The sequence below is a fragment of the Pseudomonas brassicacearum subsp. neoaurantiaca genome (assembly GCF_013608025.1).
Classification (GTDB): Bacteria; Pseudomonadota; Gammaproteobacteria; order Pseudomonadales; family Pseudomonadaceae; genus Aquipseudomonas.
On sequence record NZ_VDLV01000020.1, the window covers coordinates 295,159 to 306,031 of the forward strand.

General features: G+C 62.2%; 10 protein-coding genes. 5 read left to right on the top strand and 5 right to left on the bottom strand.

Translation table 11 applies throughout. The annotated features are described in order from the left end of the window. The first annotated feature begins 30 nt into the window (after window positions 1-30). From FHK92_RS14845 to FHK92_RS14860, 4 genes are all read left to right on the top strand, one after another. Window positions 31-1,797, top strand: a complete 1,767-nt coding sequence (locus FHK92_RS14845; protein WP_181288716.1) for a sensor histidine kinase — start codon at window positions 31-33, stop codon at window positions 1,795-1,797. After that, a complete protein-coding gene (locus FHK92_RS14850) occupies window positions 1,790-3,115 on the top strand; it encodes a sigma-54-dependent transcriptional regulator (RefSeq protein WP_181288717.1) in 1,326 nt (441 codons plus the stop codon). The genes FHK92_RS14845 and FHK92_RS14850 overlap by 8 nt, the downstream gene beginning before the upstream one ends. Window positions 3,116-3,435: 320 nt before the next feature. Then, a complete protein-coding gene (locus FHK92_RS14855; RefSeq protein ID WP_030140849.1) occupies window positions 3,436-4,755 on the top strand; it encodes an MFS transporter in 1,320 nt (439 codons plus the stop codon). A 302-nt stretch (window positions 4,756-5,057) separates the two neighbouring features. Then, on the top strand, window positions 5,058-5,678 hold the full coding sequence (locus FHK92_RS14860; protein ID WP_181288718.1) for a flavin reductase family protein: 621 nt from the start codon (window positions 5,058-5,060) through the stop codon (window positions 5,676-5,678). Between the two features lie 146 nt (window positions 5,679-5,824). On the opposite strand, the gene FHK92_RS14865 is transcribed toward FHK92_RS14860, so the two are convergent. Both FHK92_RS14865 and FHK92_RS14870 read right to left on the bottom strand, forming a co-directional pair. Further along, window positions 5,825-6,058: a hypothetical protein gene (locus FHK92_RS14865; RefSeq protein ID WP_030138442.1), complete on the bottom strand. Its 234-nt coding sequence runs from the start codon at window positions 6,056-6,058 to the stop codon at window positions 5,825-5,827. A 41-nt stretch (window positions 6,059-6,099) separates the two neighbouring features. Further along, on the bottom strand, window positions 6,100-6,453 hold the full coding sequence (locus tag FHK92_RS14870) for a putative quinol monooxygenase (protein WP_030138441.1): 354 nt from the start codon (window positions 6,451-6,453) through the stop codon (window positions 6,100-6,102). Window positions 6,454-6,783: 330 nt separating this feature from the next. On the opposite strand from FHK92_RS14870, the gene FHK92_RS14875 reads away from it, so the two are divergent. Further along, window positions 6,784-7,713 (top strand): AraC family transcriptional regulator, encoded by a 930-nt coding sequence (locus FHK92_RS14875; protein ID WP_181288719.1) that lies wholly within the window; start codon window positions 6,784-6,786, stop codon window positions 7,711-7,713. A 154-nt stretch (window positions 7,714-7,867) separates the two neighbouring features. On the opposite strand, the gene FHK92_RS14880 is transcribed toward FHK92_RS14875, so the two are convergent. Genes FHK92_RS14880 through FHK92_RS14890 form a run of 3 tightly spaced genes read right to left on the bottom strand, consistent with a single transcriptional unit; the run spans window position 7,868 to window position 10,692 of the window. Continuing rightward, entirely contained in the window at window positions 7,868-8,923 is a 1,056-nt protein-coding gene (locus tag FHK92_RS14880) for an ABC transporter ATP-binding protein (protein ID WP_181288720.1), read from the bottom strand. Window positions 8,924-8,938: 15 nt separating this feature from the next. After that, a complete protein-coding gene (locus FHK92_RS14885) occupies window positions 8,939-9,787 on the bottom strand; it encodes an ABC transporter permease (RefSeq protein WP_181288721.1) in 849 nt (282 codons plus the stop codon). Continuing rightward, window positions 9,784-10,692, bottom strand: coding sequence for an ABC transporter permease (locus tag FHK92_RS14890; RefSeq protein ID WP_181288722.1), 909 nt, complete (start codon window positions 10,690-10,692; stop codon window positions 9,784-9,786). Before FHK92_RS14890 ends, FHK92_RS14885 begins: the two co-directional genes overlap by 4 nt. Window positions 10,693-10,873: the final 181 nt, after the last annotated feature.

Consider the following 10,873-nt stretch of genomic DNA (forward strand, 5'->3'; position numbering starts at 1 on the left):
CGCCCCCGACTCCCACCGGTTTGCGCCTGCATGCTGCCGACTCCTCGTACCTTGCGTCTGCTGTTCGCCATCGCCCTGATCCTTGTCGGCGCCGCCCTTGCTGCCACCCTGGCCGTGCGTCACGCCGAACGCGAAGCCCTGGAGGAAGACGCCAGCCGCGCGAGCCAGCAACTGGCGCTGTACGCCAATTCCTTGCATATGTTGATCGAACGCTACCGCGCCCTGCCCGCCGTGCTCGCCCTGGACCCGCAACTGCGAGAAGCCCTCAAGGGACCGGTCAGCCCGGCGCAACAGGATGAACTCAATCGCAAGCTGGAAAAGATCAACGGCGCCGCGCAGTCGTCCACTCTGGAATTGATGGACGGTACAGGCCTTGCCGTGGCGGCCAGCAATTGGCGTCTGCCCAGCAGCTATGTCGGTCACAATTACAGGTTTCGCCCCTATTTCATCCAGACACGCACCCAGGGTACCGGGCGGTTTTATGCGGTGGGTGTGACCAGTGGCATTCCCGGCTATTTCCTGTCCAGCGCCGTGACCGGCGACGATGGCGAGTTCCTCGGTGCCATGGTGGTGAAGCTCGAATTCCCGGAGCTTGAGCGCGAATGGCGCCTGGGCAGCGACACGCTATTGGTCAGCGACGCACGGGGAATCATCTTTATCGCCAATCGCCCTGGCTGGCGTTATCGCCACCTGCAACCCTTGACCGACAGCGACCTTGCCGAGCTCAAGGCCACCCGCCAATACGACAAGCAACCGCTGCAACCCCTGGCCTTCGAGCCGCTACGGCGTTTTGACGACAACAGCCACTTGTCACGGGTCGAGGCGCCCGATGGCCCGGCGGATTACCTTTGGGAGTCCCTGCCGTTGACGAGCGAAGGCTGGACGCTGCATCTGCTGCGCCGTCCGCAGATCGCCTTCGAAGACTTGCGCAACGCCGGCCTCGCCGCCGCCGGGTCATGGCTGGCGCTGGTGTTCCTGCTGCTGTTTCTCAACCAGCGTTGGCGCCTGGCCAGGCTGCGCCAACGCAGCCGCGAGGAACTTGAACGACTGGTGGACGAGCGCACCCGTGAATTGCGCACTGCCCAGGACGGTTTGGTGCAATCGGCCAAGCTTGCAGCCCTGGGGCAGATGTCCGCCGCGCTGGCCCATGAGATCAACCAGCCTTTGACTGCCCAGCGCATGCAACTGGCGACGCTGCGCCTGTTGCTTGACCACGGCCGGATCGACGATGCCTACAAAGCGCTCAAGCCGGTGGATGACATGCTGACCCGCATGGCCGCCCTCACCGGCCACTTGAAAACCTTCGCCCGCAAAAGTCCCAGCGGCCTGCGCGAACGCCTGGACCTGGCGGCGGTGGTGGATCAGGCCCTGCAATTGCTGGAAACGCGCCTGCGAGACGAAAACGTCAGTACCGTGTTGCACCTGACCCGTCCGGCGTGGGTTCGTGGCGACGCCATCCGCCTCGAACAAGTACTGATCAACCTGCTGCGCAACGCCCTCGACGCCATGGTCGACCAACCCATCAAACGCTTGGACGTGCGCCTGGAGGCCGATGAGCAATTGTGGCGCCTGACCGTCAGCGACAGCGGCACCGGGATCGCCGAAGAACATCTGGCGCAGGTGTTCGACCCCTTCTTCACCACCAAGGCCGTAGGCGATGGCCTCGGCCTGGGGTTGGCGGTTTCGTTTGCGATCATTCATGAATCCGGTGGGCGGTTGACGGCGGACAATCATGAACACGGCGCGGTATTCTGCGTGAGCTTGCCCATCGATCAGGAGGCGCAATTGCATGCTTGATTCGGTCATAGTCGTCGATGACGAGAGCAGCATCCGCACGGCTGTCGAGCAGTGGCTGAGCCTGTCGGGATTCCAGGTGCAATTGTTCAGTCGCGCCGAAGAATGCCTGGCGAAGCTACCGGAGAATTTTCCCGGGGTGATCCTCAGCGACGTGCGCATGCCCGGGCTGGGCGGCCTGGAGTTGCTGGCCGAAGTGCGCAGGCGTGACCCGGACCTGCCGGTGATCTTGCTGACCGGACACGGTGACGTGCCGATGGCCGTGGAGGCGATGCGCGACGGAGCCTATGACTTCCTCGAAAAACCCTTCAGCCCCGAAGCGCTGCTGGGCAGCTTGCGCCGGGCGCTGGACAAGCGCTTCCTGATTCTGGAAAACCGCCGGCTGCACGAACAGGCCGATGCCCGCGCCAAGCTTGACGCCACCCTGCTTGGCGTCTCCCGCGCATTGCAGAACTTGCGGCGTCAGGTGCTGGGCCTGGCGACACTGCCGGTCAATGTGTTGATCCGCGGCGAAACCGGCAGTGGCAAGGAGCTGGTTGCCCGCTGCCTGCACGACTTCGGCCCAAGGGCCGGCAAACCTTTCGTGGCCCTGAACTGCGCGGCCATTCCCGAACCGCTGTTCGAGGCCGAATTGTTCGGTCATGAAAGCGGCGCCTTTACCGGCGCCCAGGGCAAGCGCATCGGCAAGCTTGAATACGCTGACGGCGGCACGTTGTTCCTCGATGAGATCGAAAGCATGCCGCTGGCCCAGCAAGCCAAGTTGCTGCGAGTCTTGCAGGAAAAGAAACTCGAACGCCTGGGTTCGAACCAGAGCATCAACGTCGACCTGCGCATCATCGCGGCCACCAAGCCCGATCTGCTGGATGAAGCCCGGGCCGGACGCTTTCGCGAAGACCTGGCCTATCGCCTGAACATCGCCGAGCTGCGCCTGCCGCCGCTGCGTGAACGACGCGAAGACATTCCGCTGTTGTTCGAGCACTTCACCCACAGCGCCGCCGAACGCCTCGGCCGTCCCGCCGCGCCCTTGAGCGGTTCGCAACTGAGCCATCTGCTCAGTCATGACTGGCCGGGCAATGTGCGCGAACTGGCCAACGTCGCCGAACGCCAGGTGCTGGGCCTGGACCAGCTTCCCACCCTGGACACCGAGCCGGGCCAGTCCCTCGCGGCGCAACAGGAAGCCTTCGAAGCCCAATGCCTGCGCGCCGCCCTGATCCGGCACAAGGGTGATGTGAAAGCCGTGCTCGAAGAACTGCAACTGCCGCGCCGCACCTTCAATGAAAAAATGCAGCGGCATGGGTTGAGTCGGGAGATGTTTTTGTAGGGGCGCTGAATTCGCAGTGCCGGTACTGGCCTCATCGCGAGCAAGCTCGCTCCCACATTTGTCCGATGTATACATGACCCTGTGGGAGCGAGCTTGCTCCGGGCGGCGATCCGACGATGAGGCCGGTACAGACGAGAAACCTCCCCCGACATAAGCGGATTCCCGCCCACACCGCCGCCCGCAATAAGCGGATTTCCGCTCACCAAACGCGACAACCCCCTCTAAACCGGCCCTCTCCTACCTGGCACAGCTCCTGCTATAGCCCTGGCAGGCTGCGTTCCAACGCGCTCCACAAAAACAATTAAACGAAGGATCCTTCAATGGATAACTCCAACGCCCTGCCCATCGGGTCGGCTGCCGTGCCCGCCCGTGAAAGAACCACCGCCAGCCGGATCAAATCGATCTTCAGCGGCTCGGTCGGCAACATGGTCGAGTGGTATGACTGGTACGTCTACGCCGCTTTCTCGTTGTACTTCGCCAAAGTCTTCTTCCCCAAGGGCGACACCACCGCCCAGTTGCTCAACACCGCCGCGATCTTCGCCGTGGGCTTCCTGATGCGCCCGATCGGCGGCTGGCTGATGGGCCTCTACGCTGACCGCGCCGGTCGCAAACGTGCATTGATGGCCTCGGTGTACCTGATGTGCTTCGGCTCGCTGATCATCGCCCTGAGCCCGAGCTACGAAACCATCGGCGTCGGCGCGCCGATCCTGCTGGTGTTCGCCCGCCTGCTCCAAGGTTTGTCGGTGGGTGGCGAGTACGGCACCTCGGCGACCTACCTGAGTGAGATGGCCACCAAGGAACGTCGCGGCTTCTTCTCCAGCTTCCAATACGTGACGCTGATATCCGGCCAGCTCATCGCCCTTGGCGTGCTGATCGTGCTGCAACAATTCCTCACCACCGAGCAGCTGTACGCCTGGGGCTGGCGTATCCCGTTCGCCATCGGCGCGCTGTGTGCAATCGTCGCGCTGTACCTGCGACGTGGCATGGAAGAAACCGAGTCGTTCACCAAGAAGGAAAAAGCCAAGGAAAGCGCCATGCGCACCTTGATGCGCCATCCCAAGGAACTGATGACCGTGGTCGGCCTGACCATGGGCGGCACCCTGGCGTTCTACACCTACACCACCTACATGCAGAAATACCTGGTGAACACCGTCGGCATGAGCATCTCCGACTCCACCACCATTTCCGCCGCCACGCTGTTCCTGTTCATGTGCCTGCAACCGGTGATCGGTGGGCTGTCGGACAAGATCGGTCGCCGGCCGATCCTGATTGCCTTCGGCATCCTGGGTACGCTGTTCACCGTGCCGATCCTCACCACCCTGCACACCATCCAGACCTGGTGGGGCGCGTTCTTCCTGATCATGGCGGCGCTGATCATCGTCAGCGGCTACACCTCGATCAACGCCGTGGTGAAAGCCGAGCTGTTCCCTACTGAAATCCGCGCCCTGGGCGTCGGCCTGCCTTATGCACTCACCGTGTCGATCTTCGGCGGCACCGCTGAATACATCGCGCTGTGGTTCAAGAGCATCGGCATGGAAACCGGCTACTACTGGTACGTGACGGCCTGCATTGCCGTGTCGCTGTTGGTGTACATCACCATGAAAGACACCCGCAAGCATTCGCGAATCGTGACCGACTGACATCTCGGTCGTACAAACAGAAGGGGCGAACCTCACCGGTTCGCCCCTTTTTTCATCCTGCACGTCCAACGATTTATCTGGCACAGCGATGACGACGGAGCACGATTTGTCTGAGTTCAGAGATCCAATGTGGGAGCGAGCTTGCTCGCGATAGCGGTGGTGCAGCCGACAAAAATGCTGACTGATCCACCGCTAGCGCGAGCAAGCTCGCTCCCACAAGGGCTCCAGGGTGCTGACAAAAACAGCGGGGCCCTGCACTATCTCGAATCCCTTGAAACTCCACCGCAGGATCTTCTCCAGCCATGCCCGACGATATCCACTACTACGAACCCGCCAACGGCCACGGCCTGCCCCACGACCCGTTCAACGCCATCGTCGGCCCACGGCCCATCGGCTGGATTTCCTCCCAGGATGCCGAAGGTCGCCTGAACCTGGCGCCCTACAGTTTTTTCAACGCGTTCAACTACGTTCCGCCGATCATTGGGTTCTCCAGCGTCGGGCGCAAGGACAGCCTCAACAACATCGAACAGACCGGCGAGTTTGCCTGGAACCTGGCCACGCGCCCGCTGGCCGAGCAGATGAACCAGAGCTGCGCGATGGTTGCGCCAGAGGTCAACGAATTCGAATTGGCGGGCCTGACGACAGCGGCGTCGCGAGTGATCCAGGTGCCGCGCGTGGCCGAGAGCCCGGTGTCATTCGAATGCAAGGTCACGCAGATCATTCAATTGCAGCGGGCGGACAAGGAACGGGTGCCGAGCTGGCTGATCCTCGGCGAAGTGGTCGCCGTGCACATCGCCAAATGGCTGTTGAAGGATGGGGTGTACGACACCGCCGCCGCCGAGCCGATCTTGCGCGGTGGCGGGCCGGCGGATTATTTCCAGCTGGGGCCCGAGGCGTTGTTCAAGATGCATCGCCCCAAGTAAGAGCAGCGCGATCCTGTGGCGAGGGAGCTTGCTCCCGCTCGGTTGCGCAGCGACCGTAAAATCCTGGGGCCGCTGCGCCCGAAGCGTCGGACCGTCCCAGCGGGAGCAAGCTCCCTCGCCACAAAAGCGATCCCCAGGAGGCTGGCCTACCAGACCAACCCACCCTCGTCGTCCACACCTTGCAGGTGAGTCAACTGCACCGCAGCCGCCTCATCGGCCTTGGTAGCGGTTTCGAATACCTGCTCCTCAAGCACCTTGTTGAAGCGCGGCGCACCTGAGCCACCGATGGCCTTGGTGGCGATGGCCGCGTAATAGCCGCCACCTTCCTTGGGAACAACAGCGGAAACAGCTTCAAACGTTTCAAAGGCTTTGCGTGCCATAGTGCGCATCCTGGCGATGGAAAATGACCGTCATTAAACCTTCAACCGGCCAGTTTGTGTACCTTCGCCATGCACCCTTCGGTCGCCTGGACGGCAGACACTTCCCGGAAGGTATGAAAATCCAGGCTGCTCACCACCAGGTCCTGTACCAGCTCGGCGAAGATCGCCATCGCCGGTGAGTTGAAGTAGGCGTCCATCGCCTGTTGGTTGACCCACAGCCCGGACACCAGCCACAAATCGGCGTCGCATTGCGATTGTTGCAAGGCAAAGTGCAGGCAACCCGGCGCCTGGCGCGAGGGCGCGATCAGTGTGCTGAGGCGTGCACCCAACGGTTTGGAACAGCCGGTGCGGGCCCGGACGAAAGCCATGTGACTGACGGGGATGTGTGTAGTCATGTTCAACCCTCCCAGGTAATCCGTTGTGCAGCCGGGGACAGGCTGCGACAGGATCAAAGGTTAAGCGCCGCGACGCCAGCGTCGTTAGTCGATTCCTGCCGACCCATTGCACAATCCTGCCCCTCGCCAACACCGAATTCGGCCTCGACAAAAGTTGAGCACAGGAAGTTGAAACAAAAGGTTTCAAGCAAGTTTCAAGCGCATTGCATGGTCCTGCAGGTGTCAGCCTTGCAGGATCAGGCAAGCTTTCAACAGGATTTGACTACCGCCGCGCCTTGCACAAACTTAAGCTTTGTTCCATCGCTCCCCGTTTTCCTTGAGGATCCCGGCATGTCGCCACTCGATCACGCCCATGTCCCACTGGACACGTATCTGGAACAACAGCGCGCCGAACTGGCGTCGATTATCGACCGCAATACCAGCGAGGACGGCAGCTACGCCACGACCATCGGTTCGTTGCATCTGTCGCGCCACAGCCAGCCGCACAAATTCGCCCCGGTGCTGGCGCAACCAGCCCTGTGCATCATGGCCCAGGGCAGCAAGCAGGTACGGCTGGCGGATGAGTTGTTCAACTACGACCCGCTGCATTACCTGGTGGTCTCGGTCTCGATGCCGTTGAGCGGTTGCATCGCCGATGTCTCGCCCGAGCAGCCAATCCTGGCGTTGCGCCTGGACATCGACCCGGCGGAAATCACCTCGTTGATCGCCGATGCCGGCCCCTTGGGCGTGCCAACTCGCCCGGCCGGACGCGGGCTGTATGTCGAACGCCTGGACACGCCGATGCTCGACGCCGTACTGCGCCTGACGCGCCTGCTCGATACGCCGAAAGACATCGCCATGCTCGCGCCCCTGGTGCGCCGGGAAATCCTTTATCGCCTGTTGCGCAGCCCGCAAGGCTATCGGCTGTATGAAATCGCCATCGCCAACAGCCAGAGCCATCGCATCAGCCAGGCGATCAAATGGCTCAATGGCCATTTCGAACAGCCGTTGCGCATCGATGACCTCGCGCGGGAAGTGAACCTCAGCGTCTCGACCTTGCATCATCGGTTCAAGGCCATGACGGCCATGAGCCCGCTGCAGTACCAGAAGCAACTGCGCTTGCAGGAAGCCCGCCGGCTGATGCTGGCCGAAGGGCTGGAAGCGTCGGCGGCGGGGTATCGGGTGGGGTATGAAAGCCCTTCGCAGTTCAGCCGCGAGTACAGCCGCTTGTTTGGCGCGCCGCCGTTGCGGGATTTGGCGCGGTTGCGGATGACTGTTTGATCCAGACTTTGTGCTGACTGGGCCGGCCTCATCGCGAGCAAGCTCGCTCCCACAGTTGATCGGTTGTGAATAGAGAATTTGTGTTCACTGAAGATCTCCTGTGGGAGCGAGCTTGCTCGCGAAGAGGCCAGGAAATGCACCTCACCCCTTGAATTCAGGCCCCCAGCACCCGACACGCCTGCGCCGGCACCGTCACCGACACTGCGTGCCCGATGCCCAGCTCCATGCCCTGGCACGGCGTGTTCAGCGCCGTGAACGAGACGCCGGAACATTCCACCGTGGTCTCGACGGTCGCCCCGATGTCCCGCACGAACAGCACCTTGCCCAGCAACCGATTACCCGCCGAAGCCTGGGGTGAGGACAGTTGCACATCCTCGGGACGCACCAATAATTTGATCTTTTCCCCCGGATTGATGCTGCGGCTGGCCGGAACCTCCAGCGTGTCCCCGCCCGGCAGTCCGACCCGCCCGTTGCCCAGGGAAGTCGCCGGAAAGATGTTGCCGGAACCGATGAAATCGGCGACGAACTCATTGGCCGGGTGCCGATAGATTTCGATCGGCGTGCCGACCTGTTGCACGCGATGCTCGCCCAGCACCACGACGATGTCGGCCATGGTCATGGCTTCGCGCTGATCATGGGTCACCAGGATCGTGGTGATGTTCAGGCGCTGTTGCAGTTGACGGATTTCCACTTGCATCGACTCGCGCAACTTGGCATCCAGGGCCGAAAGCGGTTCGTCCAGCAAGAGGATTTTCGGGCGGGCGGCAATGGCTCGGGCAATCGCCACCCGCTGGCGCTGGCCGCCGGAAAGCTTCGCCACGGGCCGGTCGATCATCGCCTGGAGCTGGATCAGCTCCAGCAATTCGACCACCCGCGCCTGTTGCTCGGCCTTGCCCACGCCCCGCAGCTTAAGCGGGTAGGCAATGTTCTCGCCGACGGTCATGTGCGGGAACAGCGCCAGGGATTGAAACACCATGCCGAAGTTACGCAGGTGCGCCGGGGTGTGGCCGATGTCTTCGCCATCCAAGCGGATTTCGCCGCCGCTGAGGCTTTCCAGGCCGGCGATCATGCGCAGCAGCGTGGTCTTGCCACAGCCCGAAGGCCCGAGAAAACACACCAGCTTGCCCTCGGGCAGATGCAGGTTCACATCCCTGACCGCGCAGGCCGAGCCGTAGTGTTTCTCGACGTTTTCCAGTATCAGTCCAGTCATGTCTTCACCTCGAAATCAAAAGGAAACGCCGCCCTCGCCTACCAGTTTCTCCAACGCCCAGATCAGCACGAAGTCGATCAGCACGATGAGCACGGCAAACGAAAAAACGGTGGGGTCCAGCGACGACACGGTGCGGCTGTACATCCAGATCGGCACGGTCATGACATCGATGGTGTAGAGGAAATAGGTCACGGTGAATTCGTTGAACGAGACGATGAACGCCAGCAGCATCCCGGCGAGAATCCCCGACTTCATCAACGGCACCACTACGTCGACGATGGCCCGCCGCGGGGTCGCGCCAAGCATGCGTGCGGCCTCTTCGACTTCGCTGCCGATGCCGAGCATGGCGGCGGTGCAGTTCTTCACCACGAACGGAAGCGCGAGGATCACATGGGCAATCACCAGCCGCGAGGTGGTCATCTGGAACGGCAGGCTGTCGAAGACCAGCAGCAACGCCAACCCGAGCACCACCATGGGAAACACCAGCGGCAGCGACATCAGTTGCAACGCCACGGCCTTGCCACGGAACTCGCAACGGGTCAGGGCATAAGCCGCCGGGACGGCAATCAGCGTGGCGAAAATCATGGTCAGGCAGGCCACCAGCAGGCTGGTGCCCATCGCCTGGCCCAGGCTCAGCACATCGCTGGCATCCGGCGAGGCGAAGGTGTGCCAGGCCGCCCGGTACCATTGCAGGCTGTAGCTGCTCGGTGGGAAGTCCAGGTTCGCCGCGCCGCTGAAGGACATGACGATCATGGTCAGGATCGGCAGCACCGCCAGCAGCAGGATGAAACCTGACAGCAGGCCCGCCACACGGCCGGTTTCACCGGGCAGCAGCGCCTGGCGTTTTTTACTCGACGTACTCATTGCGAAGCCTCCAGCATCCGCCGACGACGGCCGGTGAAATACTCGGAAAGGGTCATGATCAGCAGCGTGGTGACAATCAGCACCACCCCGGCGGCGGAAGCGGCGGGCCAGTTCATCAGCGGGGCGATCTGGTCATGGACCATCACCGCCAGCATCGGCACCCGTCGCCCGCCCAGCAACAGCGGCACGACAAAGCTGCTGGCGTTGTAGGCGAACACCAGCGTCGCGCCGGTAATGATCCCCGGCAGGCTCATGGGCAGCACCACTTGGCGGAACACCTGGAAACGGCTGGCGCCGAGGGTGGCAGCGGCCTCTTCATAACTGCGGGCAACGCCGCGCATGGCACTGGCGATGGGCAGCACGGCCAGCGGGAACGCGGTCTGGACCAGGCCCATCAATACGCCGTTCTGGTTGTAGAGCAGCATGAGCGGACGCTTGATCAGGCCCAGGCCCATCAACGCCTGATTGAGCATCCCGGCAGGGCCGAGGATGACCAGCCAGCCATAGCTTTGCAGCAGCAGGTTGACCAACAACGGCAACAGCACCGCCGCCAGGAACACCCGTCGCAACAGCGGTGAGGACAAGCGCGACATGGTGTAAGCCACGGGAATCGCCAACAGCACGGCGATCACCGCGCTGATCAGCGCCAGGCGCAAGGTCAGCAGCAGCGACTTGAGGTAATAAGGCTCCAGCAACTGCCCATAGCTGGCGAGGCTGAAGCCGCTCCATTCAGCGCCCTTGGTGCCAACGCTCATACGCAGCACCAACAGGCTGGCGGCGACCAGCACGCCGAGAAACAGCATCGACGGCGATAGAAAAAACCACGCGCGAGCAGTCGGCGAAAAACCGCCCCTTGAACGCGTAGGCGCAACGCTCTGCGAATGGATTAACGGTTGATGTTCCATGGCAAGATCTCGTCAGTGGAAAACGACAGAACAAACACACTCTCAAAACAACCCAATCCTCTTGTGGGAGCGAGCTTGCTCGCGAAGAGGGCAGCACAGCCAACATCCCCATCAACTGCCCCACCGCTTTCGCGAGCAGGCTCGCTCCCACACTGGATCTTCGGTGGGCCACAAACCCGGC

What these genes read in the sequence shown, in the direction of transcription:
- FHK92_RS14875 (WP_181288719.1), top strand. Translation starts at nt 6,784, where the DNA reads ATGTCGCCACTCGATCACGCCCATGTCCCACTGGACACGTATCTGGAA.
- FHK92_RS14860 (WP_181288718.1), top strand. Translation starts at nt 5,058, where the DNA reads ATGCCCGACGATATCCACTACTACGAACCCGCCAACGGCCACGGCCTG.
- FHK92_RS14870 (WP_030138441.1), bottom strand. Translation starts at nt 6,453, where the DNA reads ATGACTACACACATCCCCGTCAGTCACATGGCTTTCGTCCGGGCCCGC.
- FHK92_RS14850 (WP_181288717.1), top strand. Translation starts at nt 1,790, where the DNA reads ATGCTTGATTCGGTCATAGTCGTCGATGACGAGAGCAGCATCCGCACG.
- FHK92_RS14865 (WP_030138442.1), bottom strand. Translation starts at nt 6,058, where the DNA reads ATGGCACGCAAAGCCTTTGAAACGTTTGAAGCTGTTTCCGCTGTTGTT.
- FHK92_RS14855 (WP_030140849.1), top strand. Translation starts at nt 3,436, where the DNA reads ATGGATAACTCCAACGCCCTGCCCATCGGGTCGGCTGCCGTGCCCGCC.
- FHK92_RS14885 (WP_181288721.1), bottom strand. Translation starts at nt 9,787, where the DNA reads ATGAGTACGTCGAGTAAAAAACGCCAGGCGCTGCTGCCCGGTGAAACC.
- FHK92_RS14880 (WP_181288720.1), bottom strand. Translation starts at nt 8,923, where the DNA reads ATGACTGGACTGATACTGGAAAACGTCGAGAAACACTACGGCTCGGCC.
- FHK92_RS14845 (WP_181288716.1), top strand. Translation starts at nt 31, where the DNA reads ATGCTGCCGACTCCTCGTACCTTGCGTCTGCTGTTCGCCATCGCCCTG.
- FHK92_RS14890 (WP_181288722.1), bottom strand. Translation starts at nt 10,692, where the DNA reads ATGGAACATCAACCGTTAATCCATTCGCAGAGCGTTGCGCCTACGCGT.